Annotated in this window: 20 protein-coding genes, 1 other RNA gene and 1 other annotated feature; of the genes, 18 read left to right on the top strand and 3 right to left on the bottom strand. The window is 48.1% G+C overall.

Annotated elements, in window-relative coordinates; translation table 11 throughout:
* Position 1: 1 nt before the first annotated feature.
* Positions 2 to 1558 carry a stage V sporulation protein B gene (gene spoVB / locus U2H13_RS13115; protein WP_154817584.1) on the bottom strand — a complete coding sequence of 519 codons (1557 nt, stop codon included), beginning with the start codon at positions 1556 to 1558 and terminating at the stop codon, positions 2 to 4.
* Positions 1559 to 1673: 115 nt separating this feature from the next.
* Here spoVB and U2H13_RS13110 point away from each other — a divergent pair, with 115 nt between their 5' ends.
* The 8 genes from U2H13_RS13110 (at position 1674) to dtd (ending at position 10997) form a co-directional block, all read left to right on the top strand.
* Positions 1674 to 1970 (top strand): post-transcriptional regulator, encoded by a 297-nt coding sequence (locus U2H13_RS13110; RefSeq protein WP_021494385.1) that lies wholly within the window; start codon positions 1674 to 1676, stop codon positions 1968 to 1970.
* 36 nt (positions 1971 to 2006) lie between these two features.
* Positions 2007 to 4226 carry a protein translocase subunit SecDF gene (gene secDF / locus U2H13_RS13105; protein ID WP_021494384.1) on the top strand — a complete coding sequence of 740 codons (2220 nt, stop codon included), beginning with the start codon at positions 2007 to 2009 and terminating at the stop codon, positions 4224 to 4226.
* 131 nt (positions 4227 to 4357) lie between these two features.
* The gene (locus U2H13_RS13100; protein ID WP_014418529.1) at positions 4358 to 4855 is read left to right on the top strand and encodes a cation:proton antiporter regulatory subunit; all 498 of its coding nucleotides are present in this window, start codon (positions 4358 to 4360) and stop codon (positions 4853 to 4855) included.
* Positions 4856 to 4918: 63 nt separating this feature from the next.
* Positions 4919 to 5245: a lipopolysaccharide assembly LapA domain-containing protein gene (locus U2H13_RS13095; protein ID WP_014418528.1), complete on the top strand. Its 327-nt coding sequence runs from the start codon at positions 4919 to 4921 to the stop codon at positions 5243 to 5245.
* Positions 5246 to 5300: 55 nt separating this feature from the next.
* The gene (gene recJ, locus U2H13_RS13090) at positions 5301 to 7661 is read left to right on the top strand and encodes a single-stranded-DNA-specific exonuclease RecJ (RefSeq protein ID WP_100261918.1); all 2361 of its coding nucleotides are present in this window, start codon (positions 5301 to 5303) and stop codon (positions 7659 to 7661) included.
* A gap of 5 nt (positions 7662 to 7666) precedes the next feature.
* Positions 7667 to 8179 (top strand): adenine phosphoribosyltransferase, encoded by a 513-nt coding sequence (locus U2H13_RS13085; RefSeq protein WP_003152714.1) that lies wholly within the window; start codon positions 7667 to 7669, stop codon positions 8177 to 8179.
* Between the two features lie 157 nt (positions 8180 to 8336).
* Entirely contained in the window at positions 8337 to 10541 is a 2205-nt protein-coding gene (relA, locus tag U2H13_RS13080; protein ID WP_003152716.1) for a GTP diphosphokinase, read from the top strand.
* 12 nt (positions 10542 to 10553) lie between these two features.
* Complete coding sequence (gene dtd, locus U2H13_RS13075; protein WP_007408194.1) at positions 10554 to 10997, top strand: D-aminoacyl-tRNA deacylase; 444 nt, start codon at positions 10554 to 10556, stop codon at positions 10995 to 10997.
* Between the two features lie 26 nt (positions 10998 to 11023).
* On the opposite strand, the gene U2H13_RS13070 is transcribed toward dtd, so the two are convergent.
* Positions 11024 to 12586 carry an SH3 domain-containing protein gene (locus U2H13_RS13070; protein ID WP_326362900.1) on the bottom strand — a complete coding sequence of 521 codons (1563 nt, stop codon included), beginning with the start codon at positions 12584 to 12586 and terminating at the stop codon, positions 11024 to 11026.
* Between the two features lie 130 nt (positions 12587 to 12716).
* Here U2H13_RS13070 and U2H13_RS13065 point away from each other — a divergent pair, with 130 nt between their 5' ends.
* The 5 genes from U2H13_RS13065 to U2H13_RS13045 all read left to right on the top strand — a co-directional run bounded on the left by U2H13_RS13065 (position 12717) and on the right by U2H13_RS13045 (position 17402).
* On the top strand, positions 12717 to 12887 hold the full coding sequence (locus U2H13_RS13065; protein ID WP_094247699.1) for a YrzK family protein: 171 nt from the start codon (positions 12717 to 12719) through the stop codon (positions 12885 to 12887).
* Positions 12888 to 12947: 60 nt separating this feature from the next.
* Positions 12948 to 13180 (top strand) — a binding site (T-box leader).
* 63 nt (positions 13181 to 13243) lie between these two features.
* The gene (hisS, locus tag U2H13_RS13060; RefSeq protein ID WP_003152726.1) at positions 13244 to 14518 is read left to right on the top strand and encodes a histidine--tRNA ligase; all 1275 of its coding nucleotides are present in this window, start codon (positions 13244 to 13246) and stop codon (positions 14516 to 14518) included.
* A 14-nt stretch (positions 14519 to 14532) separates the two neighbouring features.
* A complete protein-coding gene (gene aspS, locus U2H13_RS13055; protein ID WP_376700492.1) occupies positions 14533 to 16311 on the top strand; it encodes an aspartate--tRNA ligase in 1779 nt (592 codons plus the stop codon).
* A 62-nt stretch (positions 16312 to 16373) separates the two neighbouring features.
* Positions 16374 to 16566, top strand: a non-coding RNA gene (ssrS, locus tag U2H13_RS13050) — 6S RNA.
* Positions 16567 to 16637: 71 nt separating this feature from the next.
* Positions 16638 to 17402, top strand: coding sequence for a ThiF family adenylyltransferase (locus U2H13_RS13045; protein ID WP_003152728.1), 765 nt, complete (start codon positions 16638 to 16640; stop codon positions 17400 to 17402).
* A 114-nt stretch (positions 17403 to 17516) separates the two neighbouring features.
* Here U2H13_RS13045 and U2H13_RS13040 read toward each other — a convergent pair whose 3' ends face one another.
* Entirely contained in the window at positions 17517 to 18785 is a 1269-nt protein-coding gene (locus tag U2H13_RS13040; protein ID WP_167408933.1) for a replication-associated recombination protein A, read from the bottom strand.
* 194 nt (positions 18786 to 18979) lie between these two features.
* On the opposite strand from U2H13_RS13040, the gene cymR reads away from it, so the two are divergent.
* From cymR to U2H13_RS13015, 5 genes are all read left to right on the top strand, one after another.
* Positions 18980 to 19396 carry a cysteine metabolism transcriptional regulator CymR gene (gene cymR / locus U2H13_RS13035; RefSeq protein ID WP_003152730.1) on the top strand — a complete coding sequence of 139 codons (417 nt, stop codon included), beginning with the start codon at positions 18980 to 18982 and terminating at the stop codon, positions 19394 to 19396.
* An 18-nt stretch (positions 19397 to 19414) separates the two neighbouring features.
* Entirely contained in the window at positions 19415 to 20554 is a 1140-nt protein-coding gene (locus U2H13_RS13030; RefSeq protein ID WP_007612815.1) for a cysteine desulfurase family protein, read from the top strand.
* A 36-nt stretch (positions 20555 to 20590) separates the two neighbouring features.
* The gene (gene mnmA / locus U2H13_RS13025; RefSeq protein WP_058906210.1) at positions 20591 to 21706 is read left to right on the top strand and encodes a tRNA 2-thiouridine(34) synthase MnmA; all 1116 of its coding nucleotides are present in this window, start codon (positions 20591 to 20593) and stop codon (positions 21704 to 21706) included.
* An 87-nt stretch (positions 21707 to 21793) separates the two neighbouring features.
* Positions 21794 to 22414: a lipopolysaccharide assembly protein LapB gene (locus U2H13_RS13020; RefSeq protein WP_088005508.1), complete on the top strand. Its 621-nt coding sequence runs from the start codon at positions 21794 to 21796 to the stop codon at positions 22412 to 22414.
* An 18-nt stretch (positions 22415 to 22432) separates the two neighbouring features.
* Positions 22433 to 24811, top strand: coding sequence for an ATP-dependent RecD-like DNA helicase (locus tag U2H13_RS13015; protein WP_071391562.1), 2379 nt, complete (start codon positions 22433 to 22435; stop codon positions 24809 to 24811).
* Positions 24812 to 24874: the final 63 nt, after the last annotated feature.

Here is a 24874-nt window from a genome sequence, read left to right as displayed (position 1 = left end):
TTTACCGCGTCACGAGCTTGCCGATGACCGGAATCCGGATCAGCTCTTCCCTTTTTATCAGCCTGAATAACAGAAGAAGCGCAATGTACAAAACCGCGGTCATTGCAATCCAGCCTGTGAGATTAACAGCCTCTGACCCTGAAAAATGAACGGCGTGCTTGATGATGCGGCTGACATAACCGCAAATGAATATAACGGCAAAACAGAGCGCGTATTCTTTTATTTTAATGCTGATCGGAAGCACCTTGCTTACGGTGGCCGCATGCAGCAGGGTGACAAGGACCATCCCCGTTACAATCGCAAGTGCGGCGCCCATGATGCCCAATGAAGGCCTGGTCGCCAAAACAAAAATCAGGCCAGTTTTGACAGCGGCGCCGATAAAACTGTTCATCATGGCGGCCCCGGCTAAATTGAGAGCCTGCAGCACCGCCTGAAGGGGCCCCTGAAAATAGTAAAGCAGAAAAAACGGCGCCATCACTTTAACAAATACCGCCGCATTAGTTGATCCGTACATGACGGACATCAGTTCATCAGCGAAAGAGAATAAAATAACCACCGAAATGCCTCCGCTTAAAAGACACAGCCTCATCGCCTGTTCCAGACGGTATTCGACAACTTGCAGCTTTTTTTGCTCCATTCCTTCACTGATCGCAGGAACAAGCGCCGTAGACAGAGAATAGGTTATAAAGCTGGGCAGCGTCAAAACCGTCATGGCAAATCCGGTCAGCTCCCCGTACTGGCTGGTGGCGGCAGCGGTGGCCACTCCTGCAATCGCAAGGCTCTGTGCGACGACAATAGGTTCAAAAAACCAAGATAAATTTCCGATGAAGCGGCTTCCGGTTGTCGGGAGCGACACGCTCATCAGCTGGCGGAAGGTTTCTTTTCCATTTGCAATCGACTTGAAAAATTGTTTTCTGATTCTGATTGTTTTATTTGCTTTAAAACAAATGAATAAATAAATAAGAGAGGCAAGCTCCCCGATGACAGACGAAATCATAGCTCCGGCTGCGGCATATTCAATCCCGTACGGCAGAAACACCGTCGTGCAGACTGCGACAAGTGAAATCCGCACGATCTGCTCAAGCACTTGGGAAAACGCCAGCGGGTTCATATTCTGCCTGCCCTGAAAGTAACCGCGCAGCACGCTGGAGATTGCGATAATCGGCACGACGGGCGTAATCGCCAGAAGCGGGTAAACCGTGCGCTGATCCGTCAGCATCGTTTCGGACATAATCGGCGCAAAGCATAAAAACAGCGGCGTGAAGATGAGACTTAATATCCCGGTGACGGTAAGCGACATCACTAAAATGTGTTTCATTTTCTGCCGGTCCCCCCGCGCGCTTGCTTCAGCGACAAGTTTGCTGATGGCAACGGGGAGGCCGAATTGAGTCAAAGTGGTGGCCAAAAAAAATGTCGGGGCAGCCATCATGTATAAACCGACCCCTTCTTCACCGATAAACCGGGCGATAACCACCCGGTTGACAAAGCCGAGCATTCTCGTAATCATCCCGGCTGCGATGAGAATAAGAGTGCCTCTTAAAAAAGTCTGTTTTGCCATTTTATAAACCCCTGCCTTCTCAAACTACCTGGAATCATATACAATAAAGATATGCGCCGATGTCGTCCGAGCATGACAAGTCTTCGAGAAAAATGGAAAAAGGAGCGAGCGCCCAGTGGAGAAACATCCCGCCGAAATATACAAAGATCATTTGCGGCCTTTTTTGTACAGTAAACTTGAAGAGTTCAAAATCCTCGGATACGATGATGTTGAGCACGAGAGTTTATGGTCATACTTAATACATAAAAAGTGGAAACAGAAAAAGGAACTGCCGCTGCATGAATTGGCCGGTAATATTTTATCAGTTAAAATTGGCGATTTTATGAACTATGCAACCGTTGAAGCTTTTAAGTCGTCTAATTGGCTGGAAAGCGATGAGGGTCAGGAAGCTTTAGATGAACTGCTGAGATAATGATTTGACGGCATAGGTTTAAGGAGGAAATACATAATGAAAAAAGGACGCTTGATTGCGTTTTTCCTGATCGTATTATTGATCGGCACAGGGCTGGGGTATTTTACAAAACCGGCTGCCAATAATATTACGTTAGGATTGGATTTACGCGGCGGGTTTGAAGTTCTGTACGATGTGCAGCCCGTCAAAAAAGGCGATAAAATCACAAAAGACGTGCTCGTCAGCACGGTGCAGGCGCTGAACCGCCGGGCTAACGTTCTCGGCGTAAGCGAGCCGAACATTCAGATTGAAGGAAATAACCGCATCCGCGTACAGCTGGCGGGCGTCACGAATCAGAACAGGGCGCGCGAAATTCTGTCAACGGAAGCGCAGCTCTCGTTCAGGGATACGAATGATAAAGAGCTGTTAAACGGCTCTGATCTCGTGGAAAACGGCGCGAAGCAAACCTTTGATCCGACGACGAACGAACCGATTGTCAGCGTTAAGCTGAAGGATGCGGATAAGTTCGGAGAAGTGACGAAAAAAGTCAAGAAAATGGCGCCTAATAATCAGCTTGTGATCTGGCTTGATTACCAAAAAGGCGATTCATTTAAAAAAGAAGTCGGCAAAAAACATCCGAAATATGTATCCGCTCCGAATGTGAGCCAGGAACTAAATACAAAGGATGTCACGATTGAAGGCCAGTTCACCGTTCAAAAAGCGAAGGACTTGGCCAATATTTTAAACGCGGGCGCGCTGCCTGTGAAACTGACCGAAAAATACTCTACTTCCGTAGGGGCGCAATTCGGACAGCAGGCTTTGCATGATACGGTAGAGGCCGGCATCATCGGTATTGCAATTGTTTTCTTATTTATGCTGCTTTATTACAGACTGCCTGGACTCATAGCGGTAATTACGCTTTCTGTATACGTGTATATTACGCTTCAAGTGTTTGACTGGATGCAGGCGGTGCTGACGCTTCCGGGTATTGCGGCGCTCATTTTGGGTGTCGGGATGGCGGTTGACGCCAACATCATCACCTATGAACGGATAAAAGAAGAACTGAAACTCGGCAAATCCGTCCGCTCAGCTTTCCGTTCAGGGAACAGACGGTCATTCGCGACGATTTTCGATGCGAACATCACGACGATCATCGCAGCGGTCGTGCTCTTTATTTTCGGGACAAGCTCTGTAAAAGGGTTTGCGACGATGCTGATTCTGTCAATTCTGACAAGCTTTATTACAGCTGTCTTCCTTTCAAGATTCCTGCTCTCCCTTCTTGTGGAAAGCAGATGGCTTGACCGGAAAAAAAGCTGGTTCGGCGTCAAGAAAAAACATATTATGGACATTCAAAAAACGGATGAAAATACTGAACCGCATACGGCATTCCAAAAATGGGATTTCACGAGCAAGCGAAAATATTTCTTTATTTTCTCAAGCGCTGTAACCATTGCGGGAATTATCATCTTACTGGTCTTTAAGCTCAACCTGGGAATCGATTTTGCAAGCGGCGCGCGGATTGACGTGCAGAGCAATCATTCTTTGACGGCGCAGCAGGTTGAAAAAGATTTTGATTCTCTCGGCATGGAGCCGGAAAACATCGTGCTTTCTGGTAAAGAGAACCATGTTGCCGCGGCCCGGTTTGTCGGAGAGCCGTCTAAAGAAAAAATCGCTGAAATCAAAACGTACTTTAAGGACAAATACGGATCTGAACCGAACGTCAGCACGGTATCGCCGACAGTCGGAAAAGAACTGGCCCGTAATGCTTTATATGCTGTCGCCATTGCATCAATCGGCATCATTATTTACGTGTCAATCCGTTTCGAGTACAGAATGGCAATCGCCGCAATTGTATCCCTGCTGTATGACGCTTTCTTTATCGTCGCGTTTTTCAGCATTACCAGGCTGGAGGTCGATGTCACCTTTATCGCCGCTGTACTCACCATAATCGGTTACTCGATAAATGATACGATCGTTACATTTGACCGGATACGTGAGCAGATGAAAAAACGTAAGCCGAAGTCATTTGCCGATCTGGAACATATCGTGAATCTGAGCTTGCAGCAAACCTTTACACGTTCGATCAATACGGTCTTGACCGTTGTGATTGTTGTCGTCGTGCTGCTCATTTTGGGCTCATCGTCAATTACAAACTTCTCCGTCGCTTTATTGGTCGGTTTATTGACGGGTGTTTATTCCTCTCTTTACATCGCCGCGCAGCTGTGGCTTGTATGGAAAGGAAAAGAATTTAAAGGGAAAAAATCAATCGAAGAGTAAAATGGGAACAGGCTGTCTTGCAGAAGGCAGCCTGTTTTTTCAGGCCGCATTGAACTTAAAACCTGCATTTGCTATAATGACATACGCTTACATAATCAATCATCATTGTAAAAACATGTAGGAGGGTTCTTATGAACGTTCGTGAGTCGGAGCTTCCGGGCATCGGCCAGAAAGTAGAAGTCATTACGAAAAATCACGATAAAATCAGTATTATTCTTCATGATGACGGCAGAAAAGAGCTCTATTACTTCGATGAGAATGATCATGACGAATGCTTGGCATGCGTTGAATTTAACGACGAAGAGGCGAGGCAGATTTCCGCTATTTTAGGCGGGATGACGTATAAGCCGAAAGCGCTGGAATCTGTGGAAGTCGCGCTTGATGGCCTCGTCATTGAGTGGTTTAAAGCCGAATCTCATGCACCGGCTGTCAGCCGTACAATCGGAGATTTGGAGATCAAGAAACATTACAACGTCCAGATTATTGCGATCGTAAAGAAAAATCGGCAAAAACAGCTGAGCCCCGGCATTGATACCGTAATTGAAGAAGGGGACACCCTCGTCATATCGGGAGAAAGAAGCGGACTGAAAAAGCTGGTCCGCGAGCAGTTAACGGCCCGGATTTCCTGAGACCGGGGTTTACTCCCGGGAAAATGGGGGAAAAGATAAGAGTGAACGATTGGGGGCAGACGCATGAATAAACAATGGACTATTATATTCGCATTACTATTTACTCTGATTGTCGCCATTTTTGCTGTCATTAACGTGCGGGCGGTTGAGGTTGATTATCTGTTCGGAACCGCTGAATGGCCGCTGATTTTAGTCATTTTAGGTTCTGTGTTAATGGGAGCGCTGATCGTGTTTTCGGCCGGCATATTTCAAGTGATGAAGCTGAAGCGCGAAATTAAAATGCTGCGGAAAGAAAACAGATCCGCAGGTGAATTGACGGCTGATTCGGACGGCCAAAAAACAGCCGCGCCGCCGGAAGAAATGCTTGAAGAGAAAAAAGGATCAGAATAACATTTGAAACCCCTCAGTCCGCTCTAGTATAATAGGGTGGTTGAGGGGTGAATTTATGTTAGCGTCAAAAATGCGCTGGGAAATCCAGCAGCCGGATCAGGAAAAAGTCAAATCACTCACAGAACAATTGGACATAACACCTCTTGTGGCATCACTGCTTGTAAAAAGAGGTTTTGATACTGCCGAAAGCGCAAGGCTGTTTTTACATACAAAGGATGCAGACTTTTATGACCCGTATGAATTAAAGGGAATGCGGGAAGCAGTTGATCGGATAAAACTGGCGGTTTCTCAAGGGGAACCGATTATGATTTACGGAGATTACGATGCAGACGGCGTTACAAGCACGTCAGTGATGCTGACGGCACTCAGACAGCTGTCGGCGGACGTTGACTTTTATATTCCCGACCGTTTCACAGAAGGCTACGGCCCGAATGAACAAGCTTTCCGTTCCATAAAAGAGCGGGGATTTTCGCTGATCATTACAGTGGATACGGGAATCGCCGCCGTCCATGAAGCTGAAGTCGCAAAAGAGCTGGGCTTAGACGTCATTATTACCGACCACCATGAGCCGGGACCCGAGCTTCCTGACGTATTTGCGATCATCCACCCGAAGCAGCCGGGCTGCGGCTATCCGTTTAAAGAATTGGCCGGCGTCGGTGTGGCGTTTAAGCTTGCCCATGCGCTTACGGGTTCTTTGCCGGAAGCTATGCTGGACTTGGCGGCAATCGGTACGGTTGCAGATCTGGTGCCTCTTCATGATGAAAACAGATTAATTGCGTCACTTGGGATCGAAAGGCTTCGAACGACAAATCGGCCGGGCCTCAAAGCTCTGATTAAGCTTTCCGGCGGAGATATCGGACAAGCTGATGAGGAAACGATCGGATTTCAGGTCGCGCCGAGGCTCAATGCCGTCGGAAGAATAGAACAGGCCGATCCCGCCGTGCATCTGCTGATGACCGAAGATCAGTTTGAAGCGGAGGAACTGGCTTCGGATATTGACCTGCTGAATAAAGAGCGGCAGAAAATGGTGAAAACCATGACCGAAGAGGCTGTTGAAATGGTTCAGCAGCAAGGCGGAAACCCGTCTGCCATTGTAGTGGCAAAAGCCGGCTGGAATCCGGGAGTCGTCGGTATTGTCGCATCGAAGCTGGCTGAACGTTTTTACCGGCCCGCTGTTGTGCTTGGGATAGATGAGGAGCAGGGCATCGCTAAAGGGTCGGCGCGAAGCATCAGAGGCTTCAACCTTTTTACGAGCCTTTCACAGTGCAGAGACATTCTTCCTCATTTCGGCGGGCATCCGATGGCGGCAGGAATGACGTTGAAGGCTGAAGATGTGGCGGAATTAAGGGACAGGCTGAATCAAATGGCTGAAGAAACCCTTACGGAAGAGGATTTTATTCCCGTTCAGGAGGTTGATCTTGTCTGCGGCGTTGAAGACATAACCGTTGAAAGCATTACAGAATTGAATATGCTGTCGCCGTTCGGCATGCTTAACCCTAAACCGCATGTGATGGTGAAAAATGCCGTGCTTGATGATGTGCGCCTGATCGGAGCGAATAAAAATCACGTGAAAATGACGGTGAAAAGTGATTCCGCCGTCCTTGACTGCGTCGGCTTTAACAAAGGAGAGCTTGAAGCCGGAGTTGTCCCCGGATCAACGATTTCCATTGTCGGCGAGATGTCCATTAATGAATGGAACAACAGAAAGAAACCACAGCTGATGATTAAAGATGCTGCGGTGCCGGAATGGCAGCTTTTTGATATCAGGGGCAAGCGGACGTGGGAAGACACGGTCACCGCGCTGCCGAAGGAAAAACGGGTGCTCATCAGCTTTAACGAAAAAACCGCTCAGAAGCTTCGTGAAAAAGAGCTGTCGGGCGAGCTGGCCGGGATCACTTCGGAATCCGAGGCGGAAGCTCTCCAGCTTGACGGAAAATATGCCGTTTTTCTGGATGTGCCGCCGTCAGCGGATCGCCTGCAGCATTTGCTTGACGGAAAGAAGCCGGAACGGATTTATTTTGTTTTTATCAATCATGAAGAACATTTCCTGTCCTCATTTCCATCGCGGAATGATTTCAAGTGGTTTTACGCATTTCTCTTAAAAAGGGGCGCTTTTGACTTCGGCAAGCATGGTTCAGAGCTTGCGAGACACAGAGGATGGTCAATTGACACAATCAATTTCATGACAAAGGTGTTTTTTGATCTCGGTTTTGTTAAAATAGAAGATGGTGTGCTGTCTGTCGTGAGCGGCGCGAAAAAACGCGACTTGGCAGATTCGCAAACCTATCAGGTAAAACAGCAGCTGATGGAATTAGACCAGAAGCTCAATTATTCCGCAGCCCATGAGCTGAAGGAATGGCTGAATAAGCTGATGAACCAAGGTTCAGAAGCTTATGAAAGTACGAGGAGGACATAGAACAGATGGATCTTAAAAAATACGTAACAATTGTGCCCGATTACCCGAAAGAAGGCGTACAATTTAAAGATATTACGACATTGATGGACAAAGGCGACGTATACCGTTACGCCACTGACCAAATTGTTGAATATGCAAAAGAAAAAGAAATTGATTTAGTTGTCGGGCCTGAAGCGCGCGGCTTTATTATCGGCTGTCCGGTTGCATACGCTCTCGGAGTCGGCTTTGCGCCGGTTCGGAAAGAAGGAAAACTTCCACGTGAGGTCATTAAAGTCGATTACGGTTTGGAGTACGGAAAAGACGTACTGACAATTCATAAAGATGCGATTCTGCCGGGACAGCGCGTGCTGATTACTGATGACTTGCTTGCAACAGGCGGTACGATCGAAGCAACGATTAAGCTAGTCGAAGAACTGGGCGGCGTCGTAGCCGGTATTGCGTTCTTAATCGAGCTTTCTTACCTTGACGGCAGAGACAAGCTTGACGATTACGATATTTTAACATTAATGAAATATTAACCGCATATGGAAAAAAGCACTCGTGTCAGGGTGCTTTTTTCCTATTATTTCATCATCCTGACAGATTCTTTAGGTGTTTTGAACTTCTGCCCTTTACATCTCTCGTTTTTTTCTTGATAATAAACTAATACAGTTTACATTTAAAAAAGGTGATTCCATGGCGAACGAACAAGTATTGACTGCCGAGCAAGTAATAGATAAAGCGCGCACTTATCTGCCGGAGGAGCAGATTGCGTTTGTTGAGAAAGCTTACCTGTATGCGCAAAACGCGCATCGCGAACAGTACCGCAAATCAGGTGAGCCGTACATCATTCATCCGATTCAGGTGGCGGGGATTCTCGTCGATCTGGAAATGGACCCTTCCACAATTGCGGGCGGATTTCTGCATGACGTGGTAGAGGACACGGATGTCACCCTCGACGACCTGAAGGAAGCATTTTCTGAAGAAGTGGCGATGCTTGTCGACGGCGTGACGAAGCTCGGTAAAATTAAGTATAAATCTCAAGAGGAGCAGCAGGCGGAAAACCATCGAAAAATGTTTGTCGCTATGGCTCAGGATATCAGAGTCATATTGATCAAGCTGGCGGATCGCCTTCACAATATGCGGACGTTAAAGCATCTTCCGCAGGAAAAGCAGCGGAGAATTTCAAATGAAACGCTGGAAATTTTCGCTCCGCTGGCCCATCGGCTCGGGATTTCTAAAATCAAATGGGAGCTTGAAGACACCGCTCTTCGTTATTTGAATCCTCAGCAATATTACAGAATCGTCAACCTCATGAAGAAAAAGCGCGCGGAACGCGAACTTTATGTCGAAGAGGTTGTCAATGAAGTGAAAAAACGGGTCGAAGAAGTGAATATCAAAGCGGACTTTTCAGGACGTCCGAAGCACATCTACAGCATTTACCGCAAGATGGCGCTGCAAAATAAACAGTTCAATGAAATATATGATCTGCTCGCCGTCCGTATTCTTGTCGGAAGCATTAAAGACTGCTACGCCGTACTCGGCATTATTCATACGTGCTGGAAGCCGATGCCGGGCAGATTCAAAGATTATATTGCGATGCCTAAGCCGAATATGTATCAGTCGCTGCATACGACCGTAATCGGGCCTAAAGGCGATCCGCTGGAAGTGCAGATCAGAACGTTTGAGATGCATGAGATCGCTGAATACGGGGTGGCCGCACACTGGGCATATAAAGAAGGCAAGGCTGCAAACGAAGAAGCGACATTTGAGAAAAAACTGTCCTGGTTCCGTGAAATTCTGGAATTCCAAAACGAGTCTACCGATGCGGAAGAATTTATGGAATCGCTGAAAATCGATCTGTTTTCTGACATGGTATACGTATTTACGCCAAAAGGCGATGTCATTGAACTGCCGTCAGGCTCTGTGCCGATTGATTTTTCCTACAGGATACACTCGGAGATCGGCAACAAAACAATCGGGGCGAAAGTGAACGGAAAAATGGTGACGCTTGACCATAAGCTCCGGACGGGCGACATCGTCGAGATTCTGACGTCCAAGCATTCATACGGCCCGAGCCAAGACTGGGTCAAACTGGCGCAGACGTCCCAGGCGAAACACAAAATCCGCCAATTCTTTAAGAAACAGCGCCGTGAAGAAAACGTCGAAAAAGGCCGTGAGCTTGTCGAGAAAGAAATTAAAAATCTTGATTTTGAAGTGAAAGATGTTTTAACACTCGAAAATCTTCAAAAAGTTGCCGACAAGTTCAATTTCTCAAATGAAGAGGATATGTACGCGGCGGTCGGGTATAACGGCATTACCGCTCTTCAGGTGGCCAACAGGCTCACCGAAAAAGAACGGAAGCTGCGTGACCAGGAAGAGCAGGAAAAAATCGTTCAGGAAGTCACTTCCGAGCCGAAACATTATCCGCAAGGGAGAAAACGGGAAGCGGGTGTGCGCGTAAAAGGCATTGACAACCTTCTCGTCCGCTTGTCGAAATGCTGCAACCCGGTGCCGGGCGACCATATTGTCGGTTTTATTACAAAAGGCCGCGGTGTATCCGTTCACCGGGATGACTGTCCCAACGTCAAAACGAATGAAGCGCAGGAACGTCTGATCCCCGTTGAATGGGAGCATGAATCACAGGTTCAAAGACGCAAAGAATATAACGTTGAGATTGAGATTTTGGGGTATGACCGTCTCGGGCTTTTAAATGAGGTGCTCCAAGCCGTAAATGAGACGAAAACCAACATCTCCTCTGTCTCCGGCAAATCCGACCGCAATAAAGTCGCTACGATTCATATGGCGATTTTTATTCAAAACATCAACCATCTGCATAAAGTGGTCGAGCGGATTAAGCAGATCAGAGACATCTATTCAGTCCGGCGGGTAATGAACTAAAAGGAGCTTGCTATGAAATTAGTTGTTCAGCGTGTAACAGAAGCAAGTGTGACGGTTGACGGCGCTGTCGCCGGCCGGATCGGACCCGGCATTATGGCGCTTGTCGGCATCACTCATGAAGATACAGAAGAAGATGCCGCTTACTTGGCGGATAAAATCGTGAATCTTCGGATTTTTGATGATGAAAGCGGCAAGATGAATTTATCGCTTTTGGATACGGGCGGGGAGATTTTATCCGTTTCCCAGTTTACGCTTTACGGCGAAACGAAGAAAGGGAGACGCCCGAATTTTATGAATGCGGCTAAACCGGATCAGGCTGTGCTCCTTTATGAAAAGTGGAACGAACTCCTTCGGGAAAAAGGAGTCAAAGTGGAAACCGGAATATTCGGAGCCATGATGGATGTTCAGCTGACGAATTCCGGGCCGATTACATTGATTATGGATTCTAAACAATAAAAAAAGCTGCCGTTCGGCAGCTTTTTTTATGATTGAAAATAATGTTCCAATCCGCTTTCAATTCCGTCTGTCACTTTTTCCTGATAAGAGCCGCTATGTATGATTGTTTCTTCTTGCGGTTGACTGAGATAGCCGAGCTCATACAGCATGGCAGGCCGTTTATTTTCCCTCAGGACGTAATAATCGCCAAACAGAACGCCGCGATCCGGGATAGGGGAACGCTTCACTACTTCAGAATGGACGTCTGAGGCAAGCTGGCGGTCCTTAGACGGACTGTAATAATAAGCCGTGCTTCCTCTCGTTGACGTATCGGCATAGCTGTCATAGTGAATGCTGATAAAGGCATCCGCATTCCGGTAATGAGAGGTTGAAACCCTGGCCTGCAGGCTGATAAATGTATCATCCTGTCTGGTGATATACACGTTTGCACCGGCCGCTCTCAATTTTCCGGCTAACAGCTTAGCTGTTTTAATCGTTACGTTTTTTTCAAACTTTCCGGAGTAGCCGATCGTTCCGCTGTCTTTTCCTCCGTGTCCGGGATCAACGACGATCGTTTTGTTTTTAAGTGAGCCGCTGCCGCCTGACGTGTTGGGAGAAGGTGCTTCGCCTGTTTCCTCACCGCTTTTTGACGTTTGTACGACCCAGTCTGCCACATATGCGGTTTGTCCGTTCTCAAGCCGGACTTCATACCATTTGCCGCTTGAGCGGACAATCGGGTAGGCTGCGCCTTTATCTGCTCTTTTTACGATAGAAGCGGAAGTCGAGGCCGAGCTCCTTAAGTTGGTGCCGCCGTAAACAATATACGCTTTTTTTGAGGAGCCTGAGCCCGCAGAACCGTCTCCTGAGCCCGATGCGCTGTCCGATGAGTCAGAATCCTTTATGATGTAGTGGCTTGCTGCCCAGCCTTTTTGCCCGTTTGCTTCAATTTTCAGCCAGCCGTGGTCTTCACTTAAGATGGAAACCTTTGTTCCGCGTGATAATTTAGTCATAATCGCTGAATCATGTGATGCTGCACTTCTGACATTCAATGAAGAAACGCCGACCGTCCCGTTTTTTGACCCGCTTCGGGCCGAAGTTGCTTTCGTATCCGATCCGCCGCTGTCCGCGGTGACGTATTCGGAAGAAACCCACCCGGTTGTGCCTTGATAAGAAATGTTCACCCATCCGCTGTTCTTGTCCAGCACGGATGCATGCGCGCCTTGCGGAAGTTTGCCGATGACTTCATACGATGTCCCCGGGCCTTTTCTGATGCGGAGGTCAGGATCGGTGGAAGTGACCGTTCCGCTTGTTGCGGATGAATTGTCTGCTCCCCCGGCTGTTTTTGATATCAGCCAGGAAACGACCCATCCGGTTTTACCGGGGCTCAGCTGAAGCTGTACCCAGTCTCCCTCTTCTTTAGTGATCGGGTATCTTTCCCCTTTTTTTACTTCAGCCTTTATTCCGTAGCTCAGGCCGGGACCGCCTCTGACATTGATCTTGTCTGTCGCGATGACCGCTTCTCCCTCTGCGGCGATTGCGGTGTGAAATGACGGAAGAAGCGCTGTGATGATGACGCCGCATAAAATAAGAGCAAGAGTTCTCTTCTTCATGGCTGTCCTCCTTTCTGAACTAACTAAAATACATTCTTGTATAATATCGTATTTTCCTTGCTGAATGTTAAATAAAAATAAAATGGTTTGTTTATACTAGTCATAAATACAGCGAAAAGGTGTGCAAATCATGAAATATCAACCAAAAATGGGACGCGCGCTGCACGATGCGGAAGGAAATCTGCACTTCAGTGATCAGAGCGATAGAGAAAAGGCGGGTTTTCTAGAAGAGACGTCGACGGAGTTCGGTCTCTTATCGAAAGAAGCGGTCGCAAGGAAAAACAGACGGAATAAAACTTGACAGGGGAGTGCAATCCCATTATTATAATAGAAATTGATGTACATAAGTCATGATAACGATTTTGAACCGATAATGGAGAAGAGTAGGTCAGAATGCATGGAGAAGAGAGGAACCGTCCCGGGCTGAAAGCGGATCCGCACTGCATCTTTCTCGAAACAACACTCCGGAGGTTCCCTGCTGAACGCTTTTGCAAGTCATTAGGCAGCGGACGTGAACCTGCGTTAAAGGTCAGAGCGGGGATGCTTCGGCATTCCAACTAGGGTGGCACCACGGGTATAACTCTCGTCCCTACTATACATGTATAGTAGGAGCGGGAGTTTTTTTATTTGAAGAAAGACATTAAGGAGGCCTGTAACATGGCATATCACATTCCAAGAGGCACACAGGACATACTGCCGGGTGAATCAGACAGATGGCAGTTCGTCGAACAAATTATGAGGGAGACGTGCCGCACTTATCAATATAAAGAAATCCGCACGCCGATCTTCGAGCATACGGAATTATTCGCAAGAGGCGTCGGTGAGTCTACAGATATCGTGCAGAAAGAAATGTACACGTTTGAAGACCGTAAAGGGAGAAGCCTGACGCTTCGGCCGGAAGGAACGGCCGCCGCAGTCCGCGCGTTCAATGAAAATAAATTATTTGCGAACCCGGTGCAGCCGACGAAGCTTTATTATGTCGGACCGATGTTCCGTTACGAACGTCCGCAGACAGGGCGTTTCCGCCAATTTTATCAATTCGGAATTGAAGCGATCGGCTCCAAAGATCCGGCCGTGGATGCAGAAGTCATTGCGCTTGCGATGAGTATTTACCGTAAAGCCGGTTTGAAACATGTCAAGCTTGTGCTGAACAGCCTTGGTGACCAGGAGAGCCGCAAATCCTACCGGGAAGCGCTCGTCAAACATTTTGAACCGCGCATCGGAGAATTTTGCTCAGACTGCCAATCGCGTCTGCACACAAACCCGCTCAGAATTCTTGACTGCAAGAAAGACAGAGAGCATGAACTGATGAAAACGGCTCCGTCCATTCTTGATTACTTAAATGAAGAATCAGCCGCTTATTTTGAGAAAGTAAAACAATACTTAAACGGTCTCGGCATCCCGTTCGAAATAGATCCGAACCTTGTCAGAGGGCTTGATTATTATAACCATACCGCTTTTGAAATTATGAGCAATGCCGAAGGATTCGGAGCGATTACAACCCTTGCCGGCGGGGGCCGCTATGACGGGCTTGTTGAACAGATCGGCGGTCCCGAAGCGCCGGGTATCGGATTTGCGATGAGCATCGAACGTCTGCTGGCAGCCATTGACGCTGAGAAAACAGACCTTCCCGTCAATCAGGGGATTGACTGCTACATCGTGACGCTCGGAGAAAAAGCGAAGGATTATTCCGTTTCCCTCGTGTACAAACTGAGAGAAGCGGGCATCTCAAGTGAAATCGATTATGAAAATAAAAAGATGAAGGGCCAATTCAAAACGGCTGACCGTCTCGGCGCACGTTTTATTGCGATTTTAGGGGAAGATGAGCTTGCCCAGAATAAAATCAATGTAAAAGATGCGGAAACAGGAGAGCAGCGTGAAGTGGTGTTAGACGAGCTGATACAAGTGTTAAAGGCAGATCAAAAGCAGTGAAGGAGAGGAACGCTATGTTTGGAAGAACATATTATTGTGGCGAGATAACTGAAAAAGCGATTGGCGAAACCGTCAAACTGAAAGGGTGGGTGCAGAAACGGCGCGATCTCGGCGGCTTGATTTTCATTGATTTGCGGGACCGCTCGGGTATTGTGCAAGTCGTGTTCAACCCTGACGTATCGAAGGAAGCCCTTGCCGCAGCGGAAGCAATCAGAAACGAATATGTGCTTGATATCGAAGGCACGGTTTCTGCCCGTGAAGAAGGCACGGTGAATCCCAACCTGAAAACCGGTAAAATTGAAATCAAAGCTGAAGCGGTGACGGTGCTCAGCACGGCGAAAACGCCTCCGTTTCCGATCAGTGACCAGGCGGCTGACGTTTCTGAAGACGTCCGGTTAAAACACCGCTATTTGGATTTGCGCCGCCCGGCGATGTTTCAAACATTGCAAATGCGCCATCAAGTCACAAAATCCATCCGCCATTTCTTGGATGAAAACGGATTTCTTGATATTGAAACACCGATTTTAACAAAAAGCTCTCCCGAAGGCGCCCGTGATTACTTAGTGCCGAGCCGGGTGCATGAAGGAGAATTTTACGCCCTTCCGCAATCGCCGCAGATTTTTAAACAGCTTCTGATGGTGTCTGGCTTTGAACGGTATTATCAAGTGGCCCGCTGCTTCCGCGATGAAGACTTGCGTGCCGACCGCCAGCCGGAATTTACGCAGATTGATATTGAAATGTCCTTTATGAGTCAAGAGGACATCATGGCTCTGGCGGAAGAGATGATGGCGAAAGTCATGCTTGAAACAAAAGGTGTTGAAGTACGGCTGCCGCTTCCGCGAATGACATATGAAGAAGCGATGAACAGCTACGGTTCCGACAAACCCGATACCCGCTTCGGCATGTTGCTGACGGACGTGTCAGACATAGTGAAAGATACTGAATTTAAGGTGTTCTCATCAGCCGTGGCAAACGGCGGCGTTGTAAAAGCGATCAATGTCAAAGGCGCTGCCGGCGACTATTCCAGAAAAGATATCGATGCGCTCGGCGTTTTTGCCGGAAATTACGGCGCGAAAGGTCTCGCTTGGGTGAAAGTTGAAGCTGACGGCGTAAAAGGCCCGATTGCGAAATTCTTTGATGAAGAGAAGCAGGCAAAACTGGCTGAAGCGCTTAATGCTTCTGAAGGCGATCTGCTCCTGTTCGGCGCTGATAAGTTTGAGGTTGTGGCTCAATCCCTCGGAGCGCTTCGCTTAAAACTCGGCAAAGAACGCGGCCTGATTGACGAAAGCCTCTTCAACTTCCTGTGGGTTGTGGACTGGCCGTTACTGGAGCATGACGAGGAAGAAGGCCGTTTCTATGCGGCTCACCATCCGTTTACAATGCCTGTCCGTGAAGATCTTGACCTGATTGAAACGGCGCCTGAAGATATGAAAGCGCAGGCTTACGACCTTGTCTTAAACGGCTATGAACTCGGCGGAGGCTCAATCCGTATTTTTGAAAAAGACGTTCAGGAAAAAATGTTCGGGCTTCTCGGCTTTACAAAAGAAGAAGCGGAGGAGGAGTTCGGATACCTTCTTGAAGCCTTTGAATACGGCGCCCCTCCGCACGGCGGAATCGCGCTCGGTTTGGACCGGTTGGTTATGCTTCTTGCAGGCCGCACTAACTTAAGAGATACGATCGCTTTCCCGAAAACGGCAAGCGCAAGCTGCCTTCTTACGGAAGCGCCCGGCGAAGTGAGCGACGCCCAGCTTGAAGAACTTCACCTTTCTGTCAAAAGAAAAGTGAAACAGTAAAGATCGGCAGTTTGTTTCTTGAAAATCAAAATCTGCTGTGATATGATTTTGACAAGTTAAATAAAGTCCTGATGTGTTAGTTGTACACCTAGTTTTGACCGAACATTTTTTTGATTTGGGAGCCCGCATTTTTAAATGGCGTACATGCCTCTTTTCATTCGCTAAAGAGGACTTACAAGATTTAAAAAAGGGCACCCACCTGCTGAGAGCGGGTTCAAAACGAAGGAAAGCTGCAACGGCACAATTGGGACTTTATTTTTTGTGCGCTGAAACCAGCGGCTTTTTGACAAGCCGAGTTTATAAAACCAGAATGTGGAGTGAGGTTCTTGTTACATCAGTTTTCCAGAAATGAGCTAGCGATTGGAAAAGAAGGGCTGGACACGTTAAAAAACAGCACGGTGGCCGTTCTCGGCGTCGGCGGAGTCGGTTCATTTGCAGCCGAAGCATTGGCGAGGTCCGGAGTGGGGCGGATCGTGCTTGTCGATAAAGATGATGTTGACATTACAAACGTAAACCGCCAGCTGCATGCGCTCTTGTCGACGGTGGGACAGCCGAAAACAGAATTGATGAAAGAGCGGATCGCTGATATTAATCCGGATTGTGACGTCGTCGCCTTAAAAATGTTTTATACAGAAGAGACGTATGAGCAGTTCTTTGAGTATCCGCTCGATTACGTCATTGACGCGTCGGATACGATTCATTATAAAATTCATCTGATGAAAGAATGTCTGAAACGGAATGTTCCGCTGATTTCAAGCATGGGAGCGGCGAATAAAACAGACCCGACACGCTTTCAGATTGCTGATATTTCAAAAACCCATACCGATCCGATTGCCAAAGTCGTCCGCACAAGGCTTCGCAAAGAGGGCATTAAAAAAGGCGTACAGGTCATTTTTTCTGATGAAAGCCCGATCGTCATCCGTGAAGACGTCAGAAAAGAAGTCGGGAATGATGAAGCGAAAATCCGTAAAGCGCAAATGCCGCCGTCTTCCAACGCCTGGGTTCCGTCAGTGGCCGGTCTGATTATGGGCGGACATGTTGTCATGGAGCTCTTAAAGGACATCGACATTAAACGGGTTAAAGATAAATAAAAAGAAAAACAGCCTTCTTCAGGAAAGGCTGTTTTTTATTTGAATCCGCCGTTTACACGAAAGATTTTGGCCGGTATCAAAAAAGACAAGAACACATAGGGTGTCCTTGTCCGGTTATTTTTTCTGCTTCATCAGTTTTTCATACACTTGCTTTATGGCGGCTTCAAATTTCCCCGTTTGTTTCGGTTTATAGTATTGCTTGTTTTTTAACGGATCAGGCAAATATTGCTGTTCGACCCATCCGTTCTCGAAATCGTGAGGATATTGATAGCCGATCCCGCGTCCGAGCTCTTGGGCCCCTTTATAGTGGGCGTCTTTTAAATGTTTCGGCATATCGCCGATTTTACCCGTCCTGATGTCTTTGAGCGCCTCATCAACGGCTGAGATGGCGGAGTTTGATTTTGGCGAGAGGCATAATTCGATTACCGCATTGGCCAGCGGAATTCTCGCTTCCGGAAAGCCGATCCGTTCTGCGGTCTGAATCGCGCTCAGCACCCGGGGGCCTGCCTGCGGGCTTGCGAGGCCGATATCTTCATAGGCGATCACGAGAAGCCTTCTTGATATGCTTTCAAGGTCTCCGGCTTCGATCAGACGGGCCAGATAATGAAGGGCGGCGTTTGCGTCCGAGCCTCGTATCGATTTTTGGAAGGCGGATAAGACGTCATAATGCGCATCGCCGTTTTTATCATGGGTATAGCTTTTTTTCTGCAGACATTCTTCCGCCGTTTCCCGTGTAATCCGGATCGTGCCGTCGCTTGATTCCTTTGTGGAGAGCACGGCAAGCTCCAGTGCGTTCAAAGCGGAGCGGACGTCTCCTCCGCACCCTTGTGCGAAATGATCCATCGCGTCGTCGTCCACCGAAACGCTGTAGGAACCGAGTCCCCGGTGTTCATCTGTGAGCGCTCTTTTCAATGCCTGTTTGATCAGATCGGGTGTTAACGGTTCGAGCTCAAATATCTGGGTCCGGCTTCTGATGGCCGGGTTAATGGCATGATAAGGGTTGGCGGTCGTCGCGCCGATTAAAATAATCATGCCGTTTTCTAAATAGGGCAGCAGAAAATCCTGCTTTCCCTTATCAAGCCTGTGCACTTCGTCAAGGATTAAAATGACCTGGCCTGACATTTTCGCTTCCTGTACGACAATCTCCATGTCTTTTTTATTATGAATGACGGCATTCAATTTCCTGAATGCGATGCTTGTCGATCCTGCGATCGCTGTGGCGATGGACGTTTTTCCGATGCCCGGCGGTCCGTACAGGATCATGGATGATAAGTGCTTTGCACGCACCATTCTGCCGATGATTTTATCTTCTTTGACCAAATGTTCCTGGCCGATAATGTCTTCGATATTGGCAGGCCGCATCCGATACGCCAATGGTTTCATGAACATCTCTCCTTACATATACAGGGTAACGGAAAACGGACGATTAGAAAAGCGAATTGCGGCGGGCCCCGTGTTTCAATGAAAATTAGGATAAGTTATGTTATAATAACAGTTGGTCTATAAGATACTAAACAGATTATTCATATCCATTTACTTGTATAAATTAACAATTAGAATTGACTGGGGTGTTCATATTGAAAATATCGACAAAGGGAAGATACGGGCTCACCATTATGATTGAATTGGCGAAAAAGCACGGAGACGGTCCGACGTCGCTCAAAAGCATCGCCCAAACAAACAGCCTTTCTGAGCATTACTTGGAACAGCTTGTATCACCGCTCAGAAACGCGGGACTCGTAAAAAGCATCAGAGGCGCTTACGGGGGTTACGTGCTCGGGGGCCAGCCTGAAGAGATAACGGCCGGAGACATTATCAGAGTGCTGGAAGGGCCGATCAGCCCGGTAGAAGTGCTTGAGGATGAAGAGCCTGCCAAGCGGGAGTTATGGATACGCATCCGCGACGCTGTAAAAGACGTGCTGGACAGCACGACGTTAGAAGACCTTGCGAGCTACACGGACGGCGAGCAGGAAGCTTATATGTTCTATATTTAAACCAGAGGTGTACAGACAATGGAACGGATTTATTTAGATCATGCCGCGACTTCCCCGATGGATGAGCGTGTGCTCGAAGAAATGAAGCCCCATTTCTTCGGCAGTTTCGGCAACCCGTCAAGCATTCATTCATTCGGGAGAGAATCCCGGAAATGGGTCGATGAAGCGAGAGCGGACATCGCGCGCGAAATCAGTGCGAAAGAACAGGAAATTATTTTCACAAGCGGCGGCACGGAGGCTGATAATTTAGCGATTTTCGGAACGGCTGCCGCCCGGAAGAATGAAGGAAAGCATATCATTACGACCGCTGTTGAGCATCATGCTGTATTGCACGCCTGCGAAAAGCTGGAAGAAGACGGCTTTGAGGTGACATACCTCATCCCCGGCCCTTCAGGACGGATCAGTGCAAATCAGGTGAAAGAAGCGCTCCGTGATGATACAATCCTTGTTACCGTCATGTATGGCAATAACGAAGTCGGAACCATTCAGCCGATTGACGAAATCGGAGAGCTGTTAAGCGGGCATCAGGCCTATTTTCACACAGATGCCGTCCAGGCATTCGGTTATATGCCGATTGACGTGAAAAAAAGCAGAATTGACATGCTGTCTGTTTCCGGTCACAAGCTTAACGGGCCTAAAGGGACAGGCTTTTTATATGTAAATCAAGAGGTGAAGCTGTCACCGATTCTTCTCGGGGGAGAGCAGGAACGAAAGCGCCGCGCGGGGACGGAAAATGTACCGGGCATCGCCGGCTTAAAAGAAGCGGTCGTCCTTTCAAACCGTGAGAGGGAAGAGAAAACAGCGAAGTATAAGGAGTTTAAGAACATTATCATGAGCACGCTGGAAAAATCCGGCGTTACAGCGGAGGTGAACGGAGATGCCGAGAAATGCCTGCCTCATATTTTAAACCTTTACTTTCCCGGTGTGCCGGTGGAAGCGCTGCTGGTCAATCTTGACATGGAAGGCATTGCCGTCTCCAGCGGATCTGCTTGTACAGCGGGATCCGTTCTTCCGTCCCATGTGCTTACGGCCATGTTCGGAAGTGAGAGCGGCAGGCTGACTTCGTCAATCCGCCTCAGCTTCGGCCTCGGCAATACGGCGGAACAAATCGAAACAGCCGCCGAAAAGCTTGCCGCCGTCGTTAAACGGCTTGCTTAAAACGGCGGACTTATGTTTTTAATGGAGTGAATGCAAATGGAAAAACGGCCGGAGGATACAAGAGTCGTAGTCGGCATGTCCGGCGGCGTGGACTCTTCCGTGGCGGCCCTTCTGCTGAAGGAGCAGGGCTACGATGTAATCGGAATCTTTATGAAAAACTGGGATGATACGGACGAAAACGGTTTTTGCACGGCGACGGAAGATTATGAAGACGTCATCCGGGTCTGCAACCAGATCGGAATTCCGTATTATGCCGTCAATTTTGAGAAGCAATATTGGGAAAAGGTATTTCAATATTTCCTTGATGAATATAAAGCCGGAAGAACCCCCAATCCGGATGTCATGTGCAATAAAGAAATTAAGTTTAAGGCTTTCTTGGATCATGCTCTGTCACTCGGCGCGGATTATCTTGCGACGGGCCATTACGCCCGCGTGGATAGAAGCGCAGGTACAGTGCGCATGCTCCGCGGTCTGGATGAAAACAAGGACCAGACTTATTTTCTGAATCAGCTCAATCAGGAACAGCTCAGCAAAGTCATGTTCCCGATCGGTGATCTGCAAAAAAGCCGCGTGCGGGAAATCGCCAAAGAAGCGGAACTTGCGACAGCTGCGAAAAAAGACAGCACGGGAATCTGCTTTATCGGCGAACGCAACTTCAAAACGTTTCTCAGCCAATATCTCCCCGCTCAGCCGGGCGATATGATGACAATGGACGGAGAAATAAAAGGGCGTCATGACGGTCTGATGTATTATACAATCGGACAGCGCCACGGTCTTGGAATCGGCGGAAGCGGCGAGCCGTGGTTCGCCGTCGGTAAAGATCTTGAAAAAAACATTCTGTATGTTGATCAAGGATTCCATAATCCGCTTCTGTATTCCGATAAGATCACGGCGACAAATGTCAGCTGGACGCGTCCCGGTCTGATGGACAGCGGCGAAATGACATGCACGGCGAAATTCCGCTACCGTCAGGAAGATCACAAAGTAACGGTGAAAATGACGGGTGATGATGAAGCGGAAATCATTTTTGACGGGCAGGTACGCGCCGTTACGCCGGGACAAGCCGTCGTTTTTTATGACGGAGAAGAGTGCCTCGGCGGCGGAACGATAGATGACGTTTATAAAGACGGAACAAAACTGTGGTACGTATAACACATGTAAAAAACCTCAACTCGCATGTTGGGGTTTTTTAGCGAAAGGAAGTTAAAAATGGATTATAATAAAATCGGGATTGATGCCATGCAGGAGGGCGATTTTGAAAAAGCGGCAGAGGCTTTTACGAAAGCGATTGAGGAAAACGGCCAAGACCCGGTGCCGTACATCAACTTCGCAAATCTGCTTTCTTCTGTGAACGAACTCGAACGGGCGCTTGCATTCTATAACAGAGCGCTTGAATTGGACAATTCGGCGGCAGCCGCTTATTACGGTGCGGGAAACGTATATGTGATGAAAGAATCGTTTTCCGAAGCGAAGGATATGTTTGAAAAAGCGCTTCGCTCCGGAATGGAAAACGGAGATTTGTTTTATATGCTGGGGACCGTTCTCGTTAAATTAGAGCGGCCGAAGCTTGCACTGCCGTATCTGCAGCGTGCCGTTGAATTAAACGAAAATGACACGGAAGCGCGCTTCCAGTTCGGAATGTGTCTCGCAAATGAAGAAATGCTGGATGAAGCTCTTGCGCAGTTTGAGACGGTGATCGAGCAGGATCCAGGCCACGCGGACGCATTTTATAATGCCGGGGTCGCTTACGCGTACAAAGAAAATCGTGAAAAGGCGCTTGAGATGCTGGAAGGCGCAATCGGCATACAGCCTGATCATATGCTTGCGCTTCATGCGAAACAGCTTATCACCCAGTCATAACAAAAGGAGGGAAGGCTCGTGGATCAGCTGAACATCGAAGAACAGCCGTATGTAAAAGGCGTCATTCATACGGTCATTTATCATAATGACACCAACCTGTATACAGTGCTGAAAGTCAAGGTTGCAGAAACGTCTGAGGCGATCGAAGACAAGGTCGTATCCGTAACGGGCTACTTCCCTCTGCTGCAAGAAGATGAGACCTACACATTTTACGGAAAAACCGCCACGCATCCTAAGTTCGGCCTGCAATTTCAGGCTGAACACTTTAAAAAAGAAATTCCGACCACAAAAGAAGGAATCATTCACTATTTATCAAGTGATCTGTTTGAAGGAATCGGAAAAAAAACGGCGGAAGAAATCGTCAAAAAGCTTGGAGACGGCGCGCTCAATAAAATTCTGACGGATGCGTCGGTGCTTTACGATGTGCCGAAAATGTCGAAAAAGAAAGCGGATAAGCTTGCCGGAGAGCTGCAGCGGCATCAGGGTCTTGAGCAGATTATGATCTCTCTGAACCAATACGGTTTCGGGCCCCAGCTATCCATGAAAATATATCAGGCCTACGAAACGGAAACCTTGGAGAAAATTCAGGAAAATCCTTATCAGCTTGTAAAAGACGTTGAAGGCATCGGCTTTGTGAAAGCTGACGAGCTGGGCGGAAAAATGGGTCTGTCAGGAAACCACCCGGAGCGGATCAAAGCGGCTATCTTATATACGATTGAATCGACCTGTCTTTCAGAGGGCCATACGTACATAGAAACGAAGCAGCTGATTATCAATACGCAAACGCTTCTGAATCAGTCAGCTGAAGGCGGCCGCGTCACGGAAATGGATGCGGCTGACGGCATCATCGCCCTCGGGGAGAGTAAGGATATCGTCATCGAAGGAGAGCGCTGCTATTTTCCGTCCTTGTTTTATGCGGAACAAAACGTCGCAAAACGCGTGCTCGACATTGCGGCCCAGACGGAGTATGCCGATCAGTTTCCTGAATCGGAATTTCTGCTTGCACTCGGTGAACTGGAAGAACGGATGAATGTTCAATACGCACCAAGCCAAAAGGATGCCATTCAAAAAGCGCTGTCTTCACCGATGCTTTTACTGACCGGAGGACCGGGAACGGGGAAAACGACCGTTATTAAAGGAATCGTGGAATTATACAGTGAACTGCACGGCGTATCCCTTGACCCCGGTGATTATAAAAAAGACGAGGCGTTTCCGGTGCTGCTTGCCGCGCCGACCGGAAGAGCCGCAAAACGGATGAGCGAATCTACGGGTCTGCCGGCTGTTACGATTCACAGGCTGCTCGGCTGGAATGGCGCTGAAGGCTTTACCTACAACGAAGATCAGCCGATTGAAGGGAAACTGATCATTATAGACGAAGCGAGTATGCTTGATATCTGGCTCGCCAGCCATTTGTTTAAGGCGCTTCCTAAGCACATTCAGCTCATTATAGTCGGTGATGAAGACCAGCTTCCTTCAGTAGGACCGGGGCAGGTGCTCAGAGATCTTTTGGCTTCTGAAGTGCTGCCGACCGTGCGCCTGACAGATATTTACCGTCAGGCTGAAGGATCATCCATTGTGGAACTTGCCCATGATATGAAAAAAGGACTGCTTCCAAAGGGGCTGACCGCGCCGACAAAGGACCGCTCATTTATCCGCTGTAATTCTTCACAGATTAAAGAAGTCGTGGATCAGGTCGTCTCGAACGCGTTAAAAAAGGGGTATACCTCCAGAGATATTCAAGTGCTTGCCCCGATGTACAGGGGAAAAGCGGGAATTAACGAGCTGAACATGCTTCTTCAGGACATCATGAATCCGCCTAAAGAAAAAAGGCGGGAGCTGAAATTCGGAGATGTTGTCTACAGGACGGGCGATAAAATATTGCAGCTTGTCAACCAGCCGGAAAACAATGTGTTTAACGGCGATATCGGCGAAATCGTGTCCATTTTTTATGCCAAAGAAAATACGGAAAAAGAAGACATGGTCGTCGTCTCGTTTGACGGCAACGAAATCACCTTTACGAAAAAGGATTTCAGCCAGTTTACCCACGCGTACTGCTGTTCCATCCATAAGTCGCAGGGAAGCGAATTCCCGATTGTCGTCCTGCCTGTCGTCAAAGGCTACTATCGAATGCTCAGGAGAAATCTGCTTTATACCGCCATTACAAGAGCGAAAAAATTCCTGATTCTTTGCGGAGAAGAAGAAGCGCTTGAATGGGGCGTCAAAAACAATGATGCCACCGTCAGACAGACATCGCTTAAAAACAGGCTCACAGAGCAGACTGAAGAGATGGATGCAGAACTGGCCGCCCTGCAAAAAGAGCTGCCGTTCAGTGTATACGATGCGAACATCGGAATGGAAGGCATCACGCCTTTTGACTTTATGGAAGAAAAAGCGTAAATAAAACCCGGCGTATGTTTATGCGCCGGGTTTTCGCCTGTGGAAGTCATTTCAAAGTATGCT

Origin of the sequence: Bacillus sp. A1 (assembly GCF_042296235.1) — a bacterium.
GTDB classification, from domain to species: Bacteria; Bacillota; Bacilli; order Bacillales; family Bacillaceae; genus Bacillus; species Bacillus velezensis.
Note: the sequence above shows the minus strand (reverse complement) of the source record. Positions and strands in the feature narration are given on the sequence as shown.